The sequence below is a fragment of the Enterococcus cecorum genome, assembly GCF_052119425.1.
GTDB classification, from domain to species: domain Bacteria; phylum Bacillota; class Bacilli; order Lactobacillales; family Enterococcaceae; genus Enterococcus_E; species Enterococcus_E cecorum_C.
Map to the genome: position 1 here is coordinate 1 of NZ_JBQKFH010000010.1, position 26,848 is coordinate 26,848.

Genomic DNA, 26,848 nt, shown 5'->3' on the forward strand with positions numbered 1-26,848 from the left:
GAATATTGCCAATCATAAATACAATCGTGGAGAATATATGACGCATGTATATATGTATGGTAACAATGGAAAAGTAAAAGCTAAATCATTAGGTTATACAAACTTACCAGACGTCAATACGAAATTAGAAGCTGAAATTAAAAATATAAATGAGCAAAAGGGAACATACGATGTAGTCATTAATGGTCATATTGATTCAGGAATCAAAGAAATCTATGTGCCAATTTGGTCAGATAAGAAACAAAAAGACATTAAGTGGTATAAAGCAAGTAAACAAGCCGATGGTAGCTATATTGTTCATATGAATATTGCCAATCATAAATACAATCGTGGAGAATATATGACACACGTATATATGTATGGCAATAATGGAAAGGTAAAAGCAAAATCACTTGGTTATACAAATCTGCCTGACAAATATACTAAATTAACAGCCGAAATAGTGCATGTAAATGGTTTACATGGAACCTATGATGTTGTAGTAAAGGGTCAAATTGATTCAGGAATCAAAGAAATCTATGTACCAATTTGGTCAGATAAAAATCAAAAAGATATTAAGTGGTATAAAGCAAGTAAACAATCTGATGGTAGCTACGTTGTACACATGAATATAGCTAACCATAAGTTTAATACAGGAAATTATACTACTCATGTATACATGTATGCGAATAATGGAAAGGTTAAAGCAAAGGCATTACCAACGGTTAATGTAACTGCAACGAATTTAACAGAAGCTGTTAGTGCTGAAATAACAAATATTAATCAGTCCAAAGGTACTTTTGATGTGATTGTCTATACCAAGTCAACAAGTGGTGTGAAATCAGTTTCTGTCCCTGTTTGGCATCAACAAAATCAAAGTGATATTAAATGGTATACTGCTTCGAAAGTTGCGGCAAATACTTATAGAGCTTCAATTAATGTGAAAAATCATCATTTCAGCAATGGGCGATACACAGCTCATGTTTATATGACTAATAATAAAAATCAAAAAATAGGTTATGTTGCTGGAAATGTTCAATTGAATGGTGTATATAATCGAATTGAGATGACAAATGTTCCTTGGATTAGTCAATATAAACCAGTATTTGCTCCTTGGGGTTGTGCTTCTGCTGCAATGGCGATGTTAATTGAGTCTCGTGGTATCCATGTTGACTTAAAATATGCTCAAGACACACTTCCAATGTATCCAGCTAATAAAGATGGACAATTAGGTAATGTTTATACTGGTGAAGGATTCGGTTTTGTAATTAAACCTTCTGGACTAGTTCGTCATGCACATAAATGGACAAATGCTGTATATAATATTTCTGGTTCTTCTACCCAACAAATTATTGATACGGTATTAAACGGACAACCAGTCTTATATTATGGATTCTCAGGATATCAAGTTGATAACGTTCGTAATCACTGTAAAGTAATTGTAGGTTATAAAGATGGTAAATTTAAAGTACATGATCCACTTTATATGAGAGCTTCTGATGGACCTGGTTCACGCGGAACAAATAAAACTTATTCTCGTGGGGCAATTCATTGGATTACAATCGCACAATTCAATCAAGAATATCAAGGAAATGCAATTACAATCAAATAGGGATTTGCTCAAAAAGTTAAAGGGTATAAAGAGAATTAGAATAAAAGTTCTCTTTATACTTTTTTTTCGATTTATTATGATATAATCTTAAAGAGAAAATATCGTGGAGGTTTATTTTGAAACTGATATCTATAGTTGTTCCTTGTTACAACGAAGAAGAAACCGTTGAAATATTTTATAATGAGACTGAAAAGATTAATCATAAACTACAAGATTATCAATTTGAGTATATCTTTGTTAATGATGGATCAAAAGACAGAACTCTTAACAGGTTAAGAGCGTTATCGCAAAATAAAGATGTACACTATATTTCATTTTCGCGAAATTTTGGGAAAGAAGCTGCTTTGTATGCGGGATTAAAAGAAGCAAAGGGAGATTATGTGACAGTCATGGATGCCGATTTACAAGATCCCCCTGAGCTATTGATTGAAATGGTTCGAATTTTAGATCAAGGCGTGTATGATTGTGTAGGTACAAGAAGAATTGATCGAAGAGGTGAACCATCAATCCGAAGCTGGTTTGCAAGAAAATTTTATCAACTTATTAATCATATCGGTGAAGTAGAAATGGTGGATGGAGCGCGTGACTTTAGATTAATGACTAGACAGATGGTAGATTCTGTACTAGAATTATCCGAGTACAATCGATTTTCTAAAGGATTATTTGCCTGGGTTGGCTATAACACTAAGTATCTTGAATATGAAAATCGTGAACGTGTTGCAGGTCAGACATCTTGGTCATTTTGGAGCCTGTTTAAGTATTCAATTGATGGTATTGTAAATTTTTCGGAAGTACCTTTAAATCTTGCCTCATTTGTTGGCGCGTTTTCATGTTTTGTTTCGATTATTGCGATGATTTTTATTGTAGTGAAAACATTAATTTTCAATGATCCAACATCTGGATGGCCTTCATTGGTTTGTATTATCCTTTTCATTGGAGGTATACAATTGTTATGCCTAGGTATTGTTGGAAAATATATTAGTAAAATTTTCTTAGAAACGAAAAAAAGACCTATTTATATTGTTAAAGAACGAGATAAAAAATAAATGGAGATGGTTTAATGATACTTTTTCCTATATTATTGATAGCAGTGCTATTTATCGTAAATGTTTCAAAACAAGAAAATGTGTTTTCTAGATTTTTCTTTTCGTTATATTGGGGAATGGGCAGTTTGGTTACTTCTGTCTACCTTATTTTGCTTAAAGTTGATGATTTTCAGTTAATTAATTTATTTCGCTTGAAAAACTTTTCTCAAAATATATATTGCTATTTTATATATATAATGGTTTCGGTAGCTATATTTCTAATCGTATATATTCTTAATAAAAAAGAGTTATATACACAACATCAAACATTAAAAACTATAGATAAAATCTTTGTAGGGATATTTACATTTTGTTCTTGGATTGCATTACTTTGCATATTGAGTGCAAATTGGGCGATGTATCATTTCCAAGGAATTTCTATTAATCAAATTATTTTCACGCTTACCCAGCCAGTTGAAGGTACTGATCAGTCACAAATTGATTCGTATATTTTTGGGCCCTTAATGCAAAGCTTATTCTTTATTTTTATCTTAATTTTCATTTTTTACGGTATTAATCGTTTAACAAAACTAAAAAAAGGGATTACTGTTTTTGAATTTATAAGGTTCAAAAAACTATTGATGAGTGTATTATCGGTAGTAATTTTGATTTTTGGCTTCTTTATAAGTATTAATGAAATTGGATATGCTGAAGTTAAATCTTACTTTTTCGAAAAAAGTGGGTTGTATGAAAAAGCATATATCAATCCGGAAAAGGTAAACTTAACATTTCCAGAGAAGAAACGTAATTTAATCTATATTTTCATGGAATCTATGGAAACTACCTATATTTCAAAAGATTTAGGTGGTGCACAGAAAGAAAATCTTTTACCTAATTTGACCAATCGTATTCAGAGTGGAGAAGCAATTAACTTTTCTAATACTGATACCATTGGTGGTGCGCTTCCTATTCGTTTAACGGGATTTACAGTTGGTGGAATGGTAGCCCAATCTGCAGGTGTTCCTGTTCGTACTTCTTTAGATAATAATACGTTGGACAACAATTCCAATTATCAAAATTTGAAGCAATTCTTGCCAGGTGCCTATTCCATTGGAGATATTTTAGAAAAGAATGGATACCAAAACTTATTGTTGTTAGGTTCAGATGCGAATTTTGGTGGACGAAAAACTTATTTCCAACAACATGGAAACTATCAAATTCTAGATTATAATTATGCGATAGAGAATAAATGGATTCCAAGTGATTATCATGTATGGTGGGGGTATGAGGATAAAAAGCTGTTTGAGAATGCTAAAAATGTAGTGACTCAAGCCGCTTCATCCGATAAACCATTTAATTTAACCATGCTTACGGCTGATACGCATTTTGAAGATGGGTATATGTCAGCTGAAACACCCAAACTATATGATACTCAATATTCGAATGTTATTCATTACTCTGATCAATTGGTAAATGAGTTTATCAATTGGGTACAGCAACAACCTTTCTATGAAAATACAACAATCGTGATTTCTGGAGACCATTTAAGTATGGACAAAGATTACTTCAATGATATTTCTGATAAGTATCAAAGAACAGTCTTTAATGAAATCATTAATTCACCTATTCAGGCTGAAAATGCTAAAAATCGTCAATTTACGACCTTTGATTTGTATCCGACTACTTTAGCTGCTTTAGGAGTTGAAATTGAGGGTAATCGCTTAGGTTTAGGTACAAACTTATTCTCTGGGACTAAGACGGTTCCAGAACGTTTGGGCTATCAAAACTTTGAAGATGAAGTTACCAAAAAGTCGGATTATTATGATCAGAAAATAGCCAAAGATAATTAATTATTGCTATTAATTGTAATAATATAGTTTCGAGAAGAGAATGTGTTGTCTCTTCTCTTTTTTTTCAATTAATTATTATTTCAGTTAATAGCGTGAAAATATAAACCATTTATTATACAGCGTTGAATTTATATTGTATTCATAATATAATACTTTTGTTTTAATTTATGTACATTAAAAAATATATTGAGGGAGTAGGGTAATGAACAATTTTCATATAGTTACGTTTGTTTGGAAATACTTATCAAGTAAAAAAAGTAGAGATAGTTTTCTTCTTAATCTAAAAAGTAACTGGCTTTTTTCGATATCTGCTGCAGGTTTTTTTTATCTAAATATGAAGTATAGTATTGGAGATTTTATAGGGTTTCTAATTGCTTTTGGTATGATTTTGCTTCTTTCGTCTTTGATTCCAAATATATTTCAGAAGATGATGAAAAAAAATATTTATATATTATTTTTTTCGATTTTAAGCTCGATAGGTGTGTGTATTGAAAATGGATCGATGTTTTACAAATACTGGAATAGGACTGAAGTGATTAATCTTATTAGTAATTTTCATTCGTTCCAACATAATCCTATAAAGATAGTTACAGTAATATTAATAGTTGTTTCAATATATTTTGTAGCTATTATAATAGATGTAATATTGAATTATATTATTGAGTCATTAGAAAAATCGAAAATATTATCTAATACTTCAATCATTGAACTGATATCATATATTTTGATATTTGCCATTTTTGTCATTACAATGTTTTATATTTTTAATTTAACTCAGGCATTTTATGGAACAGATAATATGTATAATGTGATTTATACAAGTGATTCCCCTGCATTGGTAAAAGAAAAAGTTTATGCATATTTAAAGCATACTGAAAATGATTTACGTCAGCCATTATTTGCAATATTTTCTGCACCATTTACAGGATTTGTTTATTTAATTAATCGTATTTTCCATACATCAGCTACAATTAATGCTTTTTTAATAAATGTTTGTCAGCTAGCACTAATGTTTTTGGCGAATATTTTACTTGCAAATTTATTACAGCTTAATAGAATAAAAAGAATTATTTTTGTGTTTTTTGTTTCATGCACATATACTAGTCTATTATTCTCAGTGATGATGGAACAATATATATTTGCATATTTCTGGTTAATATTTGTAATATTCGAAATTATGGTATATTCGCGTCCTTCTTTTATTTCTATGAATGCAGCAATAGGTACTTTAATTACTAGTGCTTCAATTTTTGTTTCAAGTAAGCAAAAGAAAGAAAGTGTATTTCATTTTATTAAAGAGCTAATTTTAACTGGAGTCGATTTTTTAATATTGCTTCTTTTATTTGATCGATTTGATATTATTTATAATATTAAAGAAAAAATTATTCAATTAAGTGGTTTTTCTGGAGAGCATATTACTTTTCAAAATAAACTTGCTCAATTCACATATTTTATCCATGATTTATTTATCGGACCGAATACGGCTACAAGAATTACTACAGAAAATAATTGGCATCTTGCACCAATAGGAGATTATAGTATTATTGGTATTGGAATTTTAGTAATTGTTTTAATAAGTGTGTTAATAAACTACAGAGATAAAATGAGCTTAATTGCAGGCTTCTGGGTATTCTTTTCTGTTGTTATGCTGTTAATATTAGGATGGGGAACACAAGAAAATGGTTTAATATTATATGCTCTTTACTTTGGATGGGCATATTTTATTCTAATATATCGATTTGTAGAAAAGTTCGCAAAAATATTTAGAATATCATTTATAGTTCCATTAGTTTTTTGTATAGCTATCCTTGTATTACTATATAAAAATGTACCTGCTATGATGGATATGATAAAATTTGCAGTACAAGCTTACTCTGTCTAAGGAGCTAATTATGAAGTATTACATAAAGTTAATGAGGGTTCATCATTATATTAAAAATTTTTTAGTATTCGCAGCAGTTGTTGGCAGTGGTGAACTTTTTACTAGTAAAAAATTTGGCCAAAATCTACTTGCATTTGTTGCCTTTTGCGCTGTATCATCGATTGTGTATATCATTAATGATATTCAAGATTGTGAAAAAGACCGTCAACATCCAACGAAACGTAATAGACCGATTGCTTCTGGCAAAGTTTCAATTCAAAATGCTTATTTGCTATTAGCGATGTTACTTGTCATTGTTGCGATAATTTCATGGCTTAATTTTAACTTGCTTGCAATTATTATTCTAGCAAGTTATATCTTACTAAATATAGCCTATAGTTATGGTCTAAAAAATATGCCGATTGTTGATATCTTTATCTTGGTTTCTGGTTTTTTATTGAGAGTTCTCTATGGTGCTGTTATTACGAATATTAGTGTTTCGGATTGGCTATATCTTACAGTAATTTCAATCTCTTTTTTCTTTGCATTAGGTAAGAGAAGAAATGAGTTAAAAAGAATTTCAAGTGGAAAAACAAGAGCGGTACTTAAGTATTATACTGAAGGATTTTTAGATAAAGTCATGTATATGTTTCTAGGCCTAGCGAATGTCTTTTATGCATTATGGACAATGGATAAGCAACAATCAATGTCTGGAAATCATTTATTGGTTTGGACAGTTCCGATTGTATTATTAATTTCTTTAACATATAGTATGAATGTTGAAGGGAATTCAGATGGTGATCCTGTTGAAGTATTATTGCATGATAAAATGTTAATTCTGCTATGCTTGATTTATTGTTTAGTTATGGTTATCTTTTTATACGTCTTATGATAAAACGAGGATTGAAAAAATGAATTCTAAATTAATAAATGTATTTGATTTCGATGGAACAATTTATGATGGAGATAGTACGTTGGATTTTTATAAATACTGTTTAAGAAAAAATCCAAAACTTATATTTTATTTACCTAGACAAATATTAGGAGCTGTAAAATATAAAATGAAGATAATTGATAAAACTACTTTCAAGGAGGAATTCTATTCATTTTTGCTTGGAATAGACGATATTGATTATTTGGTAAATCAATTTTGGAACGAGAATCAGCATAAAGTATTTTCTTGGTATAAAGATATTTCAAGTCCTGAAGATGTAATTATCTCTGCCTCACCTGAATTTTTATTAGCAACTATTTGTAAAAGGTTAGATGTAAAACTCATCTGTTCGCTAGTTGATAAGAACACTGGAAAGTATGATGGAGTCAATTGTTATGGAAAAGAAAAAGTGAAAAGATTTACACAAGCTTTTGGCGAAGGCGTCAAAATTAATCATTTTTATTCTGATTCTTATTCTGATCAACCAATGGCGAATATTGCTAGGAAGGCATTTTTCGTAAAAGATAAAAAGCCAAGTGAATGGAAAAAATAGGAGATTGTCAGTGAGCACTAGGTCTGTCCTGGTGTTCACTTTTTAATTATCCCTATATTTCGTGAAAAAGGTGGGTAATTGCGTGAGGTTTTGTGGTATAATAGCCTAGATAGATACATTTTGATAGGAGGCGAACTAGGTGTTTCGTTTTTTTCCTGAGAAGAAAAAATCAAGTCAAATAGAAGAATTTACATTTCAGCCTGAATTAGGTGTACCTCAGCATATCGCTATTATTATGGATGGTAATGGACGATGGGCAACAAATCGTCGCTTGCCACGTTTTGCAGGACATAAGGCAGGAATGGACAATGTTAAAAAAATTACGAAGCATGCGGCAAAATTAGGGGTAAAGGCCTTAACCTTATATACTTTTTCGACTGAGAATTGGAAACGTCCAGAAGATGAAGTCAATTATTTGATGAAATTGCCGATAGATTTTTTTGATACTTTTGTGCCAGAGTTAATTGAAGATAACATTCGTGTGCATGCGATGGGTTATTTAGATGCCTTGCCTAAACATACTTTTGATGCAATTCAGCGAGCAATGGCACAAACGGCTCATTGTACAGGAATGGTGCTTAACTTTGCCTTTAATTATGGTTCACGAGCAGAAATAATAACAGCGGTTCGTCATATCGCTAAAGAAGTTCAAGAGGAAAAAATAGCACCTGAAGAAATTGATGATGTGCTATTTGCCGATCACTTGATGACTAGTTTCTTACCAAGTGAATATCGTGATCCTGAACTAATGATTCGAACCAGTGGCGAAGAACGAATTAGTAATTTTCTATTATGGCAATTTGCTTATAGTGAATTTTATTTTACTGATACGTATTGGCCTGATTTTGATGAAAAAGCATTAGAGCAGGCTTTAGCGAGTTACCAAATGCGAGATCGTCGGTTTGGTGGCTTAAATAATAAGGAGGATAAGAAATAAATGCGTACACGTGTAATTACTGCCGTGGTAGCTTTAGCGATTTTCTTACCAATTTTATTTATTGGTGGTACGATTTTGCAATTAACGGCAGCATTATTAGCAGTGATTGGCGTTTATGAATTATTTAGAATGCGTCAAATCCAGTTATTAAGCTATGAAGGAGTATTGGCGGCCCTCGGTGCAATCGTGCTCGTCTTGCCAAAAAATCCATGGTTTAGCTTTTTACCAGTAAATACGGAAAAATGGATGCTTTATTATTTTGTGGTGATGCTGATTTTGGGATTAAGTGTGATTTCCAAAAATACTTATACTTTTGATGAAGCTTGTTTTCCGGTTTTAGTCAGTCTATATGTTGGGATTGGCTTTGGTAATTTTGTATCCGCACGTATGGATAAGGATGGGCTTATCGTTTTAATGTTTGCCTTTCTAGTTGTCTGGTCTACTGATATTGGTGCTTATATGTTTGGACGTAAATATGGTAAAAACAAATTATGGCCTGAGATTTCGCCAAACAAAACGGTTGAAGGGGCTTTAGGCGGGATTTTATCTGCGGTCGTTGTAGCAGTGATTTACTTAATCATTTTCCCTGCTAAACAGTATTTTGACCATTCTTTATTTACTGTAGCCTTGATGACAATTGTTTTATCAGTGGTTGGTCAATTTGGTGATTTAGTAGAGTCAGCCTTTAAGCGTCACTATGGTGTGAAAGATTCAGGTAAGATTTTGCCGGGACATGGTGGCATTTTAGACCGCTTCGATAGCATGTTGTTTGTATTTCCAATCATGCATTTATTAGGTTTAATTTAAATATTGAGATAGTTAATTTTCAGCGATGGGGATTAACTATCTTTTTTTGGACTATCAAATAAGTAGAACATAATTTAGTAGTTTACGATTTAGTAGTTTATGATATACTAAATATCCCTCAACTAACTAGCTTGATTTCCAGAGAGGTCAGTGAGCAAACCTATCGATATATTGAGTCACACCTTGATCAATATATGGGTTCTATTTTTGAAAAAATCTGTACCGAATATTTATGGGAAAGACTGCTTCAAAATGACTTGAGTTTTTCCTTTTTAGACTTAGCCAGTTGGTGGGGCAAGAATCCACAAACGAAAAAACAAGAAGAAATCGATATTATGGGAACTTCCGGGCACACGTCAGTATTTGGTGAATGTAAGTGGAAAAATGAACTGGTTGATACACCGGTGTTAGATCAATTAATCCACCGTAGTCAAATGTTTCCCTATGTGGATAATCATTATTTCTTGTTTAGCAAAACAGGTTTTACGCCAGCGTGTCAAAAACGGGCCAAGCAATTAAGTGATGTCGAGTTGGTGACTTTTGCGGATATTTATACGTATCTGTCTGAAATTTAACTTTGCAAAATCATGTCTACTCTGTTAAATCTTCGCAATATTTAGCTAAAAAACTTTAAAAATAAGATAAGAAACTGTAAAATAGTTCATAAGTGAGAAAAGGTGTTTATCAAAGAATTTGTTTAGATTAAAAATAATTTTTGAGAAAGCGAGTGATGAGATGAAATCGATTCTAGTATTTTTGATTATCTTTTCAGTTATCGTCATTGTTCATGAGTTTGGACATTTTTATTTTGCACGTAAATCTGGTATTTTAGTGCGTGAATTTTCTATCGGGATGGGTCCGAAAGTCTTTGCAAAACAAGGAAAAGACGGGGTCGCCTATACGATTCGCTTGCTTCCTTTAGGCGGCTATGTGCGAATGGCCGGTGCGGATGAAGGTGGCGATTTAACACCAGGGATGTTTATTTCATTAGTAGTAGATGAAAATAATGTCGTGCACAAGATGAATTGCTGCGAAAAAGTGGAATTGGAAAATAGTATTCCGTTTGAGGTTGCTGATAGTGATTTAGAAGATGAGCTCTACGTTGAAGGCTATGTCAATGGAGACGATAGCAAGCTTGTACGTTTTGCTGTCGATCATGATGCGACGGTGATTGAATCTGATGGTACGGAAATTCGCATCGCACCACGAGATGTACAATTCCAGTCAGCTAAATTATGGCAACGTATGCTTACCAATTTTGCTGGTCCGTTAAATAATTTCATCTTAACTTTTGTCTTGTGTGTGATTTTGGTCTTTATGCAAGGTGGGATGAGTGATCCTAATACTTCAAAATTAGGTGAGATTATGCCTGATTCACCTGCTAGTCAAGCTGGATTGAAACAAGGCGATGAAATCAAAACGATTGCTGACAAGAAAATCAGCAATTGGAATGATTTGGTAGATGAAATTCAAAAAAATCCAGGGAAATCGCTTGAAGTCAAATATACACGTGATGGTCAAACCAAAACAACAACCTTAACACCTAAAACTGTGACGGTCAATGATGAAAAAGTGGGTCAAATTGGGATCACCATGTATAAGAAAACTGGTGTGATGACAATGATTACAGGTGGTTTTGAAGTGTCGATAAATATGGCCACTCAGATTTTCCAAGCTTTGAAATCAATTATTGTCCAGCCTGATATTAATAAGTTAGGTGGTCCAGTAGCGATTTTCCAACAATCTGCGCAGGTAGCCAATGAAGGTCTCATTACGATTATTGCGTATATGGCGTTGATTTCAGTGAATATTGGGATTTTTAATTTACTTCCAATTCCAGCCCTAGATGGTGGGAAGCTCGTATTAAATATTTTAGAAGCGATTCGTCGGAAACCATTAAAGCCAGAACACGAAGGTATTATTACCATGATTGGTGTAGGGATGATTTTATTGCTCTTTGTTTTAGTCACTTGGAATGATATTCAAAGGATGTTTTTTAGATAATTTTTAGGGGTTAATAATGAAACAGTCAAATTTATTTATTCCAACTATGAAAGATTCGTCTACAGAAGGGGCAGAGTATATTCAGTTACTTTTAAAAGGTGGCTATATTCGTCAAGTAGGTAGTCATGATTTTGCTTACCTGCCCTTAGCCAATCGAATTATTCAAAAGCTAGAATTATTATTGCGTGCTGAATTACGTGCTTTAGATGCTAATGAGTTACGTTTTAGTGTGACCAATCAAGTGGCACAACAGGAAAGTGTCTTAACCGATAATCAGTTGCAGCTGGTGACTGATTTAGCTTTAACTGATTTTTCGGTGATTCAGTTATTAAGTCGCGAAATTCAGTCTTATCGTCAACTACCACTTACTTTTTATCAAGTACAAACCATTGCGGTAGATGAAGTGAAGCGAATGCACTCTTTATTAAAAGAAACGCATGAACTTTTTGTCGATGGCTTCTTTCTTCATCCAACAAAAGAAGGGCGTGAAGCAATTTATCAGCAGCTACTAAAGGCAATCAGCCAGTTTTTAAGTAAATGTGAGATTGACTTTGCGATGTTAACTGGCGATGGGATTCATGCCTTACAATCAAAAGTCTTTACCGGAGATACCGAAAATGGCTATGAGACAGTGTTGAAGGCTTCTTTAGGTTCGTATGCAGCTTTACAGACTTTAGCAATTAGTCAAGGTAGTAACAAGGTGAGTGCGAAAAATTATCTACCATTGGAACATCTTCAAACTATTGAAAAGGATGCGCCAAGGTTACAAATTCAGCTATTCAAACAAGCAGAGAAAATGATTGCCGTCTTTATGCGTCAAGCGGATGAATTAAGTATAGTAAAATTGCATAAAGTTTTAGCAACCGAAGAGATAGTAGACTTTGAAGGTGAGAAGGTTTTTGCCAGTTTGGATGATTTGTTGGCTGAATGTGAGATTTATGCGGATGAGACCATCTTAACGCAAGCAAATTATCTTTTAGCAGATTGTGTATTTCTTGCTGAGAACTATCAAAATGTCAATCTAGCAAATTTTGAACAAGTTCAATTTGTTGATTTGCGTTTGGTGCACTCTGGTGAAACAGCGATTGAAAGTCAAGGGATACTAGAGGCAAGTTCGGCTGTTAGAATTGCTCGTGTGGAAAATATGCGTGCGATTGATTCTTCTGTTTTTCACGTGACCAATGATGAAAATGAGCGTGTTCAGATCGAATTAGGCCATTTTGCGATGAATTTATCAGAAATCTTTGCTTTAATTGTCGATCAAAAGCGTGTGGGTCAAAAAATGAGTTGGCCTCGTGCTATTGCGCCCTTTGATGTGCATCTGATTGCTGTGGAAATTCAAGATTATTATCAAAATCAATTGATGCAATTTGTTGAGGAAAAATTAATCCAGGCCAATTATGAAGTACTTGTCGATGATCGTGAGGAACGTATTGGCGTGAAATTTGCTGAGGCGGATTTGATTGGTTGTCCGATTCGCATCGTTGTCGGTAAAAAAGCAGCCGATCAAGTCGTGGAATTAGAAATTATGTCTAGTCAATCTAAGGTAGAAGTGCGTTTAGATGACTTACTCGGGACATTAGAAATTCTATTAGCTCAAAATGCAGAATAAGAAGTGGTAGCCGTGAATTTTCTTTCGCGGACTATCGCTTTTTTTGCTATAATAGATTGTACGTTTATTTATTGTTAAAAAAAAGAGGTGTCTGTTTTGTCTATCCAACAAGAAAAATATCATATCTTACTTGAACAAATGAAATTATCACCTGAAATTTTGCAACATCCTTTAATCAAGCAAGGTCAGATGAAACAAGTCAAAGTCTTAAAAGCTGAACGTAAATGGCTGTTTTATCTACAGTTTGCGGAGATTTTACCTTTTGAACTTTATCATTCATTTGTGAGTCATTTAGAAGCGGCTTTTAAGAATATTGCAGAAGTTCAGTTATTTATTGAAGCTGAGAATACGCAATTTAATCAACAGTTATTGCAAGATTATTATTCCTTGGCACTTGTGAAGGCGCAATGTGATACCCCAATGTTACAACAAGCTTTAAAGGGACAAAAACCAATTCTAAATGGGAATAAGATTTATTTATCGGTTAGTTCTGAATCCATTATGCCGTTATTAAATCAGCAATATTTGCCAAGAATTGAGAAAAACTATCAGCAGTTTGGTTTCCCTAGAATCCGTTTAAATTTACAATTGGATGCTGAATTAGCAAGTTTAGAACAACAAGCTTACGAAGAACATCAACAAGCTCAAGCGCAAATCATGATGGAAAATGCAGCTAAAGCCATCGCCAATCAAGAAAAACGCAAACAAGAAAAGGCTGAAGAGGGAGCAAGTTTTTCGGGACCTATTCAATTGGGACGTGAAATTAATCCGAGTGATGAAATTACGCCAATGGTTGAGATTGTTGAAGAAGAAAACCGTGTGCTCTTTGAAGGCTATATTTTTGATATTGAGATTCGCGAGTTGCGGTCAAAACGTTCCTTATTACAAATAAAAATTACTGACTATACTTCTTCTTTCATTGTTAAACGTTTTTCAAATAATGATAAAGATGTAGAAATGTTTAATGCCCTGAAAAAAGGTATGTGGGTGAAAGCGCGCGGAAGTATTCAAGAAGATAGTTTTTCTCATGAGTTAACGATGATGGCTCAAGATATATCTGAAGTGTCGCATGAAAGTAGAAAAGATTATGCGCCAGATGACCAAAAACGAGTAGAATTACATCTACATTCGAATATGTCAACCATGGATGCGACCAATTCGATTACCGATTTAGTTACCCAAGCTGGAAAATGGGGACATAAAGCGATTGCCATTACCGATCATGGAGGTGCCCAGGCTTTTCCTGAAGCCCACCAAGCAGGTAAAAAAGCTGGCGTAAAGATTATTTACGGAGTTGAAGCTAATATAGTTGATGACCGCGTCGAAGTGGCTTATAATCCTGCACCAATCGAGTTAGAAGATGCTACTTATGTCGTGTTTGACGTGGAAACAACCGGACTTTCGGCTGTATATGATACGATTATTGAATTAGCGGCTGTTAAAATGCATAAGGGGAATATTATTGATACCTTTGATGAATTTATTGATCCAGGTCATCCGTTATCCAATACGACAATTCAATTAACCGGGATTACTGACGATATGGTTCGCGGCTCTAAATCAGAAGCAGAAGTCCTACAGATGTTTAAAGAGTTTACCGGTGATGCGATTTTAGTAGCCCACAATGCTTCTTTTGATATTGGCTTTTTAAATACGAGCTATGATAAAAAAGGTATGCCGATTTCAACGAATCCAGTTATTGATACATTGGAACTTGCGCGTTACTTGTATCCAGATTTCAAACGTTTTGGCTTAGGGGTTTTGACTAAGAAATTTAATGTTGGCTTAGAACATCATCACCGTGCTATCTATGACTCTGAAGCAACGGCCCATCTTGCTTGGATTTTTATTAAAGAAGCGATGGAAAAGCATGATATGAAGTTACACCAAGATTTAAATCGTGGTGTTGGTGGCGAAAATGCTTATAAACTGGCGCGTCCTTTTCATGCGACAATCTTAGTGACGACCCAGGCTGGTTTGAAAAATTTATTCAAACTGATTTCTTTATCTAATGTGAAATATTTCCATGATAAGGTGCCGCGAATTCCTCGTACGGAACTCACGCGATTAAGAGAAGGGTTGATTGTAGGGACTGGCTGTGATAAAGGGGAAGTCTTTGTCGCGATGATGCAAAAAGGTCGGGCTGCGGCAAAAGAACTGGCGCAATTCTATGATTTTATCGAAGTTATGCCTAAAGCTGTGTACGCCCCTTTGATTGAGCAAGAATTAGTCAAAAACGAAAAAGACCTTGAAGAAATTATCAAAAATCTGGTCGCTATTGGTGAAGAATTAGGTAAGCCTGTCGTAGCAACTGGGAATGTCCATTATTTAAATAAAGAAGATGCCATTTACCGCAAGATTTTGATTAACTCAATGGGACCAGGTAATCCATTAAATCGTCATACTTTACCAGATGTTCATTTTAGAACGACTGATGAAATGTTAACTGAGTTTCAATTTTTAGGAGCGGAAAAAGCCCAAGAGATTGTTGTGACGAATCCTAATTTGATTAATGAGCAGTGTGAAGTCGTCATTCCGGTCAAAGATGATTTATATACGCCAAAAATTCCTGGTTCAGAAGAAGAAATTACGGAGTTAAGTTATAAACGGGCCAAAGAATTATACGGGGATCCACTACCTGAAATTGTTGAAAAGCGTTTAGAAAAAGAATTAAATTCGATTATCGGGAATGGATTTTCAGTGATTTATTTGATTGCTCAAAAATTAGTGCATAAGAGTAATGAGGATGGCTATTTGGTTGGTTCCCGTGGTTCGGTGGGTTCGAGCTTTGTTGCGACGATGACGGGAATTACTGAGGTGAATCCCTTAGCACCTCATTATCATTGTCCAAATTGTCAGTATTCGGAGTTCTATGTTAATGGTGAATTTGGTTCTGGTTTTGATATGCCGGAAAAAGCCTGCCCAAAATGTGGTACTCGTTTGAAAAAAGATGGGCATGATATTCCGTTTGAGACTTTCTTAGGTTTCCACGGAGATAAGGTTCCCGATATTGATTTGAACTTCTCGGGTGAATATCAACCCCAAGCGCATAACTATACTAAAGTCTTGTTTGGTGAAGACTATGTGTATCGCGCAGGAACGATTGGTACGGTAGCCGATAAGACAGCGTACGGATTTGTGAAAGGCTATGAGCGTGATAATGATCTTCACTATCGTAGTGCGGAAGTGGATCGTTTGGCTAAAGGAGCTACTGGTGTAAAACGTACGACTGGTCAGCACCCTGGTGGGATTATCGTTATTCCAGATTATATGGATGTGTATGATTTTACCCCTATTCAATATCCAGCTGACGATATCAATGCGGAATGGCGTACCACACACTTTGATTTCCACTCGATTCATGATAATATTTTAAAACTTGATATTCTAGGTCACGATGATCCTACCGTGATTCGGATGTTACAAGATTTATCCGGTATTGAGCCGAAAACCATTCCGACAGATGACCCTGAAGTGATGAAGATTTTCCAAGGTCCGGAAGTATTAGGCGTTACCGAAGAGCAGATTGGTTCAAAAACAGGGACATTAGGGATTCCAGAATTTGGGACGCGTTTTGTTCGAGGCATGTTAGAACAAACCAAACCAAGTACATTTGCTGAGTTGCTGCAAATTTCGGGGCTATCACATGGTACCGATGTATGGTTAGGAAATGCTGAAGAACTGATTCGAAATGGTACCACAACGCTAGCCGATGTTATCGGTTGTCGTGATGATATCATGGTTTATTTGATGCATGCGGGTCTAGATAATGGTCTGGCCTTTAAGATTATGGAAAGTGTGCGTAAAGGTAAGGGGATTCCAGATGATTGGCAAGAGGAAATGCGTAAACAAGAAGTGCCAGAGTGGTATATTGAGTCTTGTTTGAAGATTAAATATATGTTCCCGAAAGCCCATGCTGCAGCTTATGTCTTAATGGCGTTACGGGTGGCTTACTTTAAGGTTTACTTCCCGATTCTTTATTATTGTGCTTATTTTTCTGTACGGGCCGATGATTTTGATTTGGTGGCGATGTCGCGAGGAAAAGCAGCAGTAAAAGCACGTATGGATGAAATTAATGAAAAAGGAATGGAAGCTTCAACCAAAGAAAAGAACTTGTTAACGGTCTTAGAATTGGCCAATGAAATGCTAGAACGCGGTTTTGAATTTGGGATGATTGATCTTTATAAATCAGATGCCGTGAACTTTGTCATTGACGGGAATAAGTTAATTGCGCCATTTCGAGCAGTGCCAAGTTTGGGAATTAACGTGGCCAAACAAATCGTCCAAGCACGTGAAGAAGGCGCGTTTTTATCCAAAGAAGACTTAGCCACTCGTGGTAAGGTTTCAAAAACTTTGATTGAATATATGTCTGAACATGGGGTACTTGATGGCCTACCTGAAGAAAATCAACTTTCTTTATTTGATAATCTCTTTTAGGAGGAATCTTTATGTTGCAAAAAATTGACTTAGCTACTTGGCCTCGACGCGAAGTTTTTACCTTTTTTTCTCAAATGTCCAATCCTTTTTACATGGTGAGCTTTAAGCAAGAGGTGACAAACTTAGTAAAATATTGTAAAGAGTCGCAACTATCTTTTTACTATGCTTTGATTTATCTTACTTGCCAAGCGATGAATGAGATAGAAAATTTTCGCTATTTCTTAAAAGAGGAAGAGGTCTATCTATTTTCTGAACGGATTCCTAGTTTTGCCGATTTGAAAAAAGGTAGTGAGCAATTTCATATTGTAACGATGGACTTAAAAGCAGATTTACGCGATTTTTGTCAGCAAGCTAAGGTCCAATCAAGTCAGCAAGCAACTTTTATTGAACCTTATGCTGAAGAAAACTTGATTTACTATTCATGTTTGCCATGGCTTGATTTGACAGCCTTAACCAATGAGCGTGATTTAGCGAATCCTAAGGCAAAAGATGACAATATCCCACGAATTAGCTGGGGAAAATATACCAAAAATCAGGACAAAATTGAATTAGTGATCTCATTGGAAGTCAACCATCGCTTTGTAGACGGCTTACATGTTGGTCGTTTTGCTGAAAAATTGACACAAATGATTGAAAACTTATAATATAAAAGGATGAGAGCTGCACAATGGCGGTTCTCATCCTTTTCTTCTTATTTTAAGGTTAATTTGCAGACGACTTCACATCTTGCCGTATGGGGAAACATGTCCACGGATTGCAGATATTCGACGCGGTATTTCTGACTGAGTGTGACTAAATTTTTCGCTAAGGTCGATACATTACAAGAGACATAAACGAGCTGTTGACTAGGATATTTTAAAAGTGCAGCTAATAATTGATCATCTAATCCTGTTCTTGGCGGATCGACAATAATGACATCTGCACGAAATCCTTCAGCTAACCATTTAGGGAGTAAATCTTCAGCTGTTCCGACTTCATAATGGGTATTTGCTACTCCGAGGCGTTGGGCGTTTTTCTTAGCATCTTCAATTGCGCTTGGGATAATATCCATGCCACGAACTTCTTTGGCTTGTTTGGCTATACTTAGACCAATTGTACCTACCCCACAGTAAGCATCTACTACGCTTTCGTTTCCTGTAAGCGTGCAGGCTTTGATTGCTTCATCATACAAAATTTTTGTTTGTGTAGGATTTAATTGGAAAAAGGCTCTAGCAGATAAATCAAAGACCACTTCATTGATTTGCTCGGTAATCGCTTCTTTTCCTGCTAAATGAATCGTTTCATCGCCCATGACAAGTGATGTTTGCTTGGCTTGGATATTTTGCATGATAGACACCACTTCAGGACATTGACTTTGAATCAGACGCAAAAGACTATTTAAGTTAGGAATTTGGCGTTTGACTGAAATTAAGACTAATTGGACTTCACCAGTTTCAATCCCCACGCGTACCATCAAGGTTTTCAATATACCTGTCTTTTTCTTTTCGTTATAGATAGGAATTTGATAACGATTCAACAGACGTACAACGGTATTTAATACTTTTTGCGTTGTTTCTTCTTGTACTAGGCAATTTTCGATAGCAACTAACTGATGTGAATTTTCTTTATAGAGACCGGCTTCGATTTTTTTCAATTTTGGATTAAAACCTAACTGAAACTGGGCTTTATTGCGGTAGTGCCAAGGATTTTGCATGCCAATCGTTGGACGTAATTCATAATTTTGATAGCCCGTGGGTTTGAATTTTTCTAGTGCTTGTTTGAGTAAATCGCGTTTGAAATCAAGTTGGGCCTGATAATTTAAATGCATCAACTGACAGCCACCGCATGCATCATAATAGGCACAGGCTGGCTGTACGCGGTCTTTGCTAGGCTTTAATATTTTGATGATTTTCGCATAGGCATACTTAGGTGTTGCTTTTGTCACTTGTACGAGTACTTCTTCGTCAGGTAGCGCGTTGGCAACAAATATAATCATTTTTTGGTGATAGCCGATTCCTTCTCCGTTAATGCCGAGACGTTTGATTTTGATTTGAAATTTTTGCTTTTCTCTAAGTTGAACCATGTCCTTTTCCTTTCACATTTGCTAGTAACATCATAACGCATATGCTAAGTTTTTTTCAACAGTTCAGATAGATTATTATTTTAGTGAGATATGTTACAATAATAAAAGTACGCGAAAGGACTGATAGGAATGATTATTCAAAAAATGACGCAAAAAAAGGCGAAAAGTTATGAAATTACGCTTGATGATCAACGGACTTTTATCGTATCTGAAGACGTCTTGGTGAAATTTCGCTTATTAAAGGGAAAAGAAGTCGATGAGTCATTGTTAGCCGAAATCAAAAAGGCAAGTGCATATGATATCGGTTTGCATCAGGCTTTAAATTATTTAAGTTATCAATTACGTACTGAAAATGAAATCGCAACCTATCTGAAAGAGAAAGAAATTGGCGCTGAAGATATCCAAAAAATTTGTCAGTATCTAAAAAATCAGCGTTTGATTGATGATGTGCAATATGCGAAAAGTTATTTGCAAACGGCTTTACGCTTAAATGATAAGGGACCTACAGTGATTGCGAATAAATTAAAGGCAAAAGGAATTGCGGATAATATTATTGAGGAAGTCTTGCCTCTTTATACGAAAGAGCAGCAAATAGAGATTGCCAAAAAAGCGGCCGAAAAAATGTTAAAACGCCAAAGCAATCAAAGCCACTATCAAATCCTACAAAAGTGTAAATTATCTTTGGTGCAAAAAGGGTTTAGCTATGCAGTGGTGGATGAGGCGATGCAACAAATTGAATTAGAAGTCGATGAAGAAGCAGAGTACGCCAAATTAGTGAAAGAGGCAGAAAAAATCATTCATCGTATCAAAGGGAAAAATGATTATGAGAAAAAGCAAAAATTTAAACAAAAACTTTATCAAAAAGGTTTTGACCTAAGTTTGATTCAACAATATATCGATGAGGAATGGCTAGATGAATAATACTTTTGAACAACTTTCGACAAATGAAGTCGCACAATTACAAAAAAATTTTTTAGACTGGTATTTTATGCATGCTCGAAATTTGCCTTGGCGTGAAAATACTGATCCGTATCGCATTTGGATTTCTGAAATTATGTTACAACAGACTCGGGTGGATACGGTCATTGATTATTTTCATCGTTTTATGCAAACTTTCCCAACAATAAAAGATTTAGCTCATGCAGATGATGAAAAACTTTTAAAAGTCTGGGAAGGATTAGGCTATTATTCCAGAGCTCGTAATTTAAAAGTAGCCGCCAATCAAATTATGGATGAATATGATGGAAAATTTCCCCAAACGCCTACTGAGATTAGTAAGTTAAAGGGGATAGGACCGTATACTACCGGGGCGATTAGTAGTATTGCCTTTCATCTACCTGAACCAGCCATTGATGGAAATGTGATGCGGGTGGTGAGTCGACTCTTTTTAATCAAGGAAGATATTGCTAAAGCGAGTAGTCGGAAAGTTTTTGATCAAGCAGTGAGAAAAATAATCCCAGAAAGATATCCCGGTGAATTTAACCAAGCCTTTATGGACCTGGGTTCTAGTATCTGTACACCGACAAGTCCGAAGTGTACTGAATGTCCTTTAAGCAGTTTTTGTCTTTCTAAGCAAGAAGGTCTTCAAGAACAGTTTCCAGTGAAAAGCAAAAAAGCCAAGCCTAAGGATCAATATTTTGTAGCCTTTGCCCTTGAAAACACGAAAGACGCCTATTTATTAGAGAAAAGAGCAGCAGGCAGACTTTTAAAAGATATGCTTCATTTTCCAATTGTCGAAATAGCGCAAGAAGAATACAAAAATCTTTTAAAAAACTTTTCAGAAGAACCGTTTGATTTCAAGCAACCTTTTGTACAACCTACGCTCTTTGATGAGGATACACTTGTTGCTGAGCATCAAACTAGCTTTAAGCTACTTCCACGTTCACAAACGATACAAACCCTGTTTTCTAAATCCAAATTACCCTTTAATCAAGCAAAAATTTTGTGGAATCCAGCTCATTTAGGAGAGATTACACACATATTTACGCATTTAAAGTGGCATATTCTATTATTTGAAGGTAAGCTCATGGAAACTACTGCAAATGATGATTTTTATACGATGCAGCAAATGAAAGAATTGCCACTGCCCAAAATGCAGCATAAATTATTAAATAAAATGTACAAACTTAAAAAAGATTTCTAGCCATTTACGCAAATTATTGCTATAATGATTTTGACGTAGGTGGATAACACCCGAACAAATGCACAAAAAGCTGCTGAGGGAAGGGTTAAGATGCGAATACCAAAAGAAGGTGAGTTTGTCAGCATTCAAAGCTACAAACATGACGGCAAATTGCATCGAACGTGGCGTGATACAATGGTATTGAAGACTAGTGAGCATTCAATTATCGGCGTAAATGACCATACCCTTGTGACTGAATCAGATGGCCGGCGTTGGGTAACCAGAGAGCCAGCCATTGTGTATTTTCATAAGAAGTATTGGTTCAATATAATAGCAATGATTAGAGAAAAGGGAGTGTCATATTATTGCAATTTGGCTTCACCATTCCTTTTAGATGAGGAAGCGTTGAAGTATATTGATTATGATTTGGATATTAAAGTTTTTCCTGATGGAGAGAAACGCTTGTTAGATGTGGATGAATATGAATTACATAGTAAGATTATGCATTATCCACAAGACATTGATTTTATCTTAAAGGAAAATGTCAAAATTTTAGTTGATTGGATTAATAATGGTAAAGGTCCCTTCTCAGATAGCTACGTCGATATTTGGTATAACCGCTACAAGCAATTGTCGCAAAAATGATGAAAAAAAGATGGGTAATTATTTTACTCATCTTTTTTTTGCCGACAAAATCAGTTATAATATTGAAAAAAAGGGAGGTAAACCATGTTTGAAAAATTAAGGCAATCTAAGCTATTTTTTTGGTCCGTCGAATTATTAGTATTAGCCACACTTGTTTTTGTATTGACCAAAGTTGATTTCCTATTAAAACCATTAGGCGTATTTTTTTCAACTTTATTTGCGCCAATCTTAATTTCGGGATTTCTGTATTATATGCTAAATCCTCTAGTGGAATTTTTAACTGAAAAATTAAAAATAAAACGGATTTTCGCGATTATTGTTGTTTTCTTATTGCTGATTGGTGTGCTTGCTTTGGTCGTGATGGCTGTCATTCCAAACTTAATTAAACAATTAACGCAATTAGCCGCAAATATTCCGGATCTGATTCAGCAAATCGAGTTGGCAATTAAAGGCCTAGCTAAAAATGAAACTTTAAAACATTTAGATATCAATCAAGAGCTCGCAAAACTCAACTTATCCTATGGCACAATTATTCAGAAGTTTATGAGTGGGGTGGCCATTAGTCTAGGTTCTGTCTTTTCAACGATTGCTTCTGCGGCCATGTTGATTATTACCGTTCCATTTATTTTGTTTTATATGCTTAAAGATGGTCATCGTGCGGTGCCTAATATTTTGCGCTTTGTGTCAGAAAAACGTAAAGAATCAGTGGCAAATTTGTTAAAAGAAATGAATCAGACCTTAGCCAATTATATTAGCGGACAGATGATAGAGTGTCTTTTTGTCGGAACTTTTACTTTTTTAGGTTATATGATTTTTGGCATTAAATATGCATTCTTATTAGGCGTGATTGCTGGTATCACGAATTTAGTGCCTTACTTGGGTCCTTATCTAGGCTTATTACCGGCTATAGTGGTCACTATTTTTAATAATCCACTTCAAGCCATTATTTGTTGTGGTGTCGTATTAGTTGTCCAACAAATTGATTCTAACGTCATTTATCCAAACGTTATCGGAAAATCTTTATCTATCCATCCATTAACGATTATTATCATTTTATTAGTCGCAGGCAATCTAGCTGGTTTATTAGGTATCTTTTTAGGCGTGCCTTTATATGCGATTGGGCGTACAGTTTTAGCTTTTGGATATCGTATGCTGAAAGAATAAGCTTGCATTAAAAGGAATGTTTAAAGTTTACTGAATGAAAATAATGCCACGAATCTTGCAATTTGTATAAATTATGTTTTTCTAGATTGCAAATTGAGCAAGTTTATGGTACGATTTTAGCGTGGTTTATTCCACGCTTTTTTTCTATATTATATTATTTTTAAGGAGAGCGATAATACTATGAATGCTGACCCCGAGAGTCAGTCGCTTTTAGCGCAAATTTTACTATTAGTTGTTTTAACATTAATAAATGCCTTCTTGGCAGCTTCAGAGATTGCTGTTGTTTCAGTGAACCGTAATCGTCTCGAGCAAAAAGCTGATGAAGGTGATGTCAAAGCAAAAAAATTATTAAAAATTATTGCTGAACCTACGAATTTTCTATCAACGATTCAAGTAGGTATCACTTTGGTTAACATCTTGTCAGGGGCTTCTTTGGCAGATAATTTAGCCAATCGTTTAGCACCTTTATTAGGTGGTGGTGCAGCAGCTAAAAATATTGCTAGTGTGATTGTTTTAGCGATATTAACTTTTGTCTCTATCGTTTTTGGTGAGTTATATCCAAAACGAATTGCGATGAATAAGTCAGAAGAAGTGGCCAACTTAACTTCTGGTACAATCCGTTTATTAGGAATTGTAGCGAAACCTTTTGTGTGGTTGCTTTCTGCTTCAACTTCACTTTTAGCTAAACTTACACCTATGGATTTTGATGATGAAGATTCTAAGATGACGCGTGATGAAATGCGTTATATGTTAGAAAATGAAGGTGTCTTAGAAGATGACGAGCTCGAAATGGTACAAGGGGTATTCTCGCTTGATACAAAAGTGGCTCGTGAAGTCATGGTTCCACGGACCGATGCCTTTATGGTGGATATTAACCGTCCAATCGATGAAATTGTAAGTGAAATATTATCTGAAAACTTTTCAAGAATTCCGGTTTATGATGATGATAAAGATAAAATTATCGGAATCTTACATACAAAAAACCTATTAAAAGGTGCCTTTAAGTCTGGATTTGAAAATTTAAATCTTAAAAAGCTATTGCAGGAGCCTTTATTTGTACCGGAAACCATTTTCATTGATGACTTGCTTTATGAATTGAAGAAGACCCAAAATCAAATGTCTATTTTACTTGATGAATATGGTGGTGTGGTTGGTATTGTCACATTAGAAGATTTATTAGAGGAAATCGTTGGTGAAATCGATGATGAATCGGATGAAGTCGAAACCCTATATGAAAAAGTAAATGATAATGAATATATTATCCAAGGACGTATGCTTATTGAAGAGTTTAATGAACTTTTTGAAACAGATTTGCACATGTCTGATGTGGATACAATGGCTGGCTATTTAATTACAGCGCTAGGTACGATTCCTGATCAAGGAGAGCAATTATCCTTTGATGTTGATAATGTGACTTTGATAGCTGAAGAGATGGAAGGTACACGTTTACTAAAATTACGGGCCATCTTCCATGAAGAAAAATCAGTCGAGCCAGAAGAAGAACGTCGCTTATTCCGCAAAGAATTTGAAGAAGATGAACCAAGACGTTAATCATTTCGAGAAATCATGCAATTTTGTGTGGTTTCTCTTTTTGTTTGTCTAAAGCTATGCTAAAATAGCAAGGTATGTATATTTATTTGAAAGGAACGAAGACAAAGATGCATAATCCAAAACAAAAGGAACAAATGAACAGCCGCCGTACTTTTGCGATTATTTCTCACCCGGATGCTGGTAAAACAACCATCACCGAGCAGCTTTTACTTTTTGGTGGCGCAATTCGTCAAGCAGGTACGGTTAAAGGGAAAAAGACTGGGAACTTTGCAAAATCTGACTGGATGGAAATTGAGAAACAACGTGGGATTTCAGTAACGAGTTCAGTCATGCAGTTTGATTATGATGGTAAACGTGTGAATATTTTGGATACACCTGGACACGAAGATTTTTCTGAAGATACTTATCGAACATTAATGGCTGTAGATAGTGCAGTCATGGTGATTGATAGTGCGAAGGGGATCGAAGCACAAACTAAAAAACTATTCCAAGTTGTTAAAAAACGTGGGATTCCAATTTTTACTTTTATTAATAAATTAGACCGTGATGGCCGTGAACCATTAGATTTATTAGAAGAACTGGAAGAATTGCTAAATATCGAATCTTATCCAATGAATTGGCCAATCGGGATGGGAAAAGGATTGGAAGGGTTATATGACCGTTTCAACCATCGTATTGAATTGTATCGTCCAGAAAGCTATGATAATGAACGTTTTATCCCGCTTGATGAAAATGGTGAAATCGACGCCAATCATCCATTAACGCAAAATAGCATTTACCAACAAGTGTTAGAAGAGGTTGAGTTACTAAAAGAAGCTGGAGATGCCTTTGATGAAGAAAAGATTGCTAGAGGTGATCAGACGCCGGTATTCTTCGGCTCTGCTTTAACAAACTTTGGTGTACAAACATTTTTAGAAACTTTCTTACAGTTTGCACCAGCTCCACATGCACATAAGACGGTTGATGGCGAATTATTAGATCCAATGACCGAAGAATTTTCAGGATTTGTCTTTAAGATTCAAGCCAATATGAATCCAGCCCATCGTGACCGAATTGCTTTTGTGCGAATTTGTTCCGGAACATTTGAACGTGGGATGGATGTCACTTTACAGCGTACTGGTAAAAAGATGAAATTAAGTAACGTTACCCAATTTATGGCAGATACTCGCGAAAACATTGAAGAAGCGGTGGCCGGTGATATTATTGGGGTTTATGATACTGGAAATTACCAAATTGGGGATACTTTAACTGAGGGTAAGTTAAAAGTGCAGTTTGAAGAGTTACCATCTTTTACGCCAGAAATCTTTATGCGTGTGACAGCTAAAAATGTCATGAAGCAAAAATCATTCCATAAAGGCATCTATCAGTTAGTTCAAGAAGGGGCCATTCAATTATATAAAACATATCTGACTGATGAATACATTATTGGAGCAGTGGGTCAATTACAATTTGAAGTATTCCAATATCGTATGAAAAATGAGTATAATGCTGAAGTCGTCATGACGCAAATGGGGAATAAAATTGCGCGTTGGATTAAGCCGGAAGATTTAGACGAAAAGATGAGTTCTAGTCGAAATATTTTGGCTAAGGATCGTTTTGATCAACCATTATTCTTGTTTGAAAATGAGTTTGCGATGCGTTGGTTTGCGGATAAATATCCAAATGTTGAACTAAAAAGTCTACTATAAAATAA

General features: G+C 35.0%; 20 protein-coding genes. 19 read left to right on the forward strand and 1 reads right to left on the reverse strand.

Going from position 1 to position 26,848, the window contains the following annotated elements; genetic code table 11:
- The 13 genes from ACTQZM_RS03690 to ACTQZM_RS03750 all read left to right on the forward strand — a co-directional run.
- The coding region (locus ACTQZM_RS03690; RefSeq protein WP_441652926.1) for a GBS Bsp-like repeat-containing protein at positions 1-1,591 on the forward strand (1,591 nt) is incomplete at its 5' end.
- A gap of 122 nt (positions 1,592-1,713) precedes the next feature.
- Positions 1,714-2,637: a glycosyltransferase family 2 protein gene (locus ACTQZM_RS03695; protein ID WP_441652969.1), complete on the forward strand. Its 924-nt coding sequence runs from the start codon at positions 1,714-1,716 to the stop codon at positions 2,635-2,637.
- A 395-nt stretch (positions 2,638-3,032) separates the two neighbouring features.
- Positions 3,033-4,466 carry a sulfatase-like hydrolase/transferase gene (locus ACTQZM_RS03700; protein WP_441652927.1) on the forward strand — a complete coding sequence of 478 codons (1,434 nt, stop codon included), beginning with the start codon at positions 3,033-3,035 and terminating at the stop codon, positions 4,464-4,466.
- 202 nt (positions 4,467-4,668) lie between these two features.
- Positions 4,669-6,348, forward strand: a complete 1,680-nt coding sequence (locus tag ACTQZM_RS03705) for a hypothetical protein (protein ID WP_441652928.1) — start codon at positions 4,669-4,671, stop codon at positions 6,346-6,348.
- 10 nt (positions 6,349-6,358) lie between these two features.
- Positions 6,359-7,219, forward strand: coding sequence for a decaprenyl-phosphate phosphoribosyltransferase (locus ACTQZM_RS03710; protein ID WP_441652929.1), 861 nt, complete (start codon positions 6,359-6,361; stop codon positions 7,217-7,219).
- Positions 7,220-7,238: 19 nt separating this feature from the next.
- The gene (locus ACTQZM_RS03715) at positions 7,239-7,814 is read left to right on the forward strand and encodes an HAD-IB family phosphatase (RefSeq protein ID WP_441652930.1); all 576 of its coding nucleotides are present in this window, start codon (positions 7,239-7,241) and stop codon (positions 7,812-7,814) included.
- A 139-nt stretch (positions 7,815-7,953) separates the two neighbouring features.
- Positions 7,954-8,751 carry an isoprenyl transferase gene (locus ACTQZM_RS03720; RefSeq protein WP_441652931.1) on the forward strand — a complete coding sequence of 266 codons (798 nt, stop codon included), beginning with the start codon at positions 7,954-7,956 and terminating at the stop codon, positions 8,749-8,751.
- A complete protein-coding gene (locus ACTQZM_RS03725) occupies positions 8,752-9,558 on the forward strand; it encodes a phosphatidate cytidylyltransferase (RefSeq protein ID WP_016252406.1) in 807 nt (268 codons plus the stop codon). It abuts the gene before it with no gap.
- A gap of 131 nt (positions 9,559-9,689) precedes the next feature.
- Positions 9,690-10,133: a DUF234 domain-containing protein gene (locus ACTQZM_RS03730; RefSeq protein ID WP_441652932.1), complete on the forward strand. Its 444-nt coding sequence runs from the start codon at positions 9,690-9,692 to the stop codon at positions 10,131-10,133.
- Between the two features lie 160 nt (positions 10,134-10,293).
- Positions 10,294-11,562, forward strand: coding sequence for an RIP metalloprotease RseP (gene rseP, locus ACTQZM_RS03735; RefSeq protein WP_441652933.1), 1,269 nt, complete (start codon positions 10,294-10,296; stop codon positions 11,560-11,562).
- Positions 11,563-11,578: 16 nt separating this feature from the next.
- Complete coding sequence (locus ACTQZM_RS03740) at positions 11,579-13,174, forward strand: His/Gly/Thr/Pro-type tRNA ligase C-terminal domain-containing protein (protein ID WP_441652934.1); 1,596 nt, start codon at positions 11,579-11,581, stop codon at positions 13,172-13,174.
- A 96-nt stretch (positions 13,175-13,270) separates the two neighbouring features.
- Entirely contained in the window at positions 13,271-17,611 is a 4,341-nt protein-coding gene (locus tag ACTQZM_RS03745; protein WP_441652935.1) for a PolC-type DNA polymerase III, read from the forward strand.
- Between the two features lie 11 nt (positions 17,612-17,622).
- The gene (locus tag ACTQZM_RS03750; protein WP_441652936.1) at positions 17,623-18,255 is read left to right on the forward strand and encodes a CatA-like O-acetyltransferase; all 633 of its coding nucleotides are present in this window, start codon (positions 17,623-17,625) and stop codon (positions 18,253-18,255) included.
- 47 nt (positions 18,256-18,302) lie between these two features.
- Here the strand turns inward: ACTQZM_RS03750 and rlmD are convergent, their stop codons facing one another.
- The gene (gene rlmD / locus ACTQZM_RS03755) at positions 18,303-19,673 is read right to left on the reverse strand and encodes a 23S rRNA (uracil(1939)-C(5))-methyltransferase RlmD (protein ID WP_441652937.1); all 1,371 of its coding nucleotides are present in this window, start codon (positions 19,671-19,673) and stop codon (positions 18,303-18,305) included.
- 129 nt (positions 19,674-19,802) lie between these two features.
- Between rlmD and recX the strand changes: the two genes are divergently transcribed.
- The 6 genes from recX to ACTQZM_RS03785 all read left to right on the forward strand — a co-directional run bounded on the left by recX (position 19,803) and on the right by ACTQZM_RS03785 (position 26,843).
- Positions 19,803-20,594 carry a recombination regulator RecX gene (gene recX / locus ACTQZM_RS03760; protein WP_441652938.1) on the forward strand — a complete coding sequence of 264 codons (792 nt, stop codon included), beginning with the start codon at positions 19,803-19,805 and terminating at the stop codon, positions 20,592-20,594.
- The gene (mutY, locus tag ACTQZM_RS03765) at positions 20,587-21,816 is read left to right on the forward strand and encodes an A/G-specific adenine glycosylase (RefSeq protein WP_441652939.1); all 1,230 of its coding nucleotides are present in this window, start codon (positions 20,587-20,589) and stop codon (positions 21,814-21,816) included. Before recX ends, mutY begins: the two co-directional genes overlap by 8 nt.
- A 90-nt stretch (positions 21,817-21,906) precedes the next feature.
- Positions 21,907-22,440, forward strand: coding sequence for a nucleoside tri-diphosphate phosphatase (gene ntdP, locus ACTQZM_RS03770; RefSeq protein ID WP_016252396.1), 534 nt, complete (start codon positions 21,907-21,909; stop codon positions 22,438-22,440).
- A gap of 84 nt (positions 22,441-22,524) precedes the next feature.
- Positions 22,525-23,604, forward strand: a complete 1,080-nt coding sequence (locus ACTQZM_RS03775; RefSeq protein WP_441652940.1) for an AI-2E family transporter — start codon at positions 22,525-22,527, stop codon at positions 23,602-23,604.
- Positions 23,605-23,784: 180 nt separating this feature from the next.
- Positions 23,785-25,155: a hemolysin family protein gene (locus tag ACTQZM_RS03780; RefSeq protein ID WP_441652941.1), complete on the forward strand. Its 1,371-nt coding sequence runs from the start codon at positions 23,785-23,787 to the stop codon at positions 25,153-25,155.
- Positions 25,156-25,262: 107 nt separating this feature from the next.
- Complete coding sequence (locus ACTQZM_RS03785) at positions 25,263-26,843, forward strand: peptide chain release factor 3 (RefSeq protein ID WP_441652942.1); 1,581 nt, start codon at positions 25,263-25,265, stop codon at positions 26,841-26,843.
- Positions 26,844-26,848: the final 5 nt, after the last annotated feature.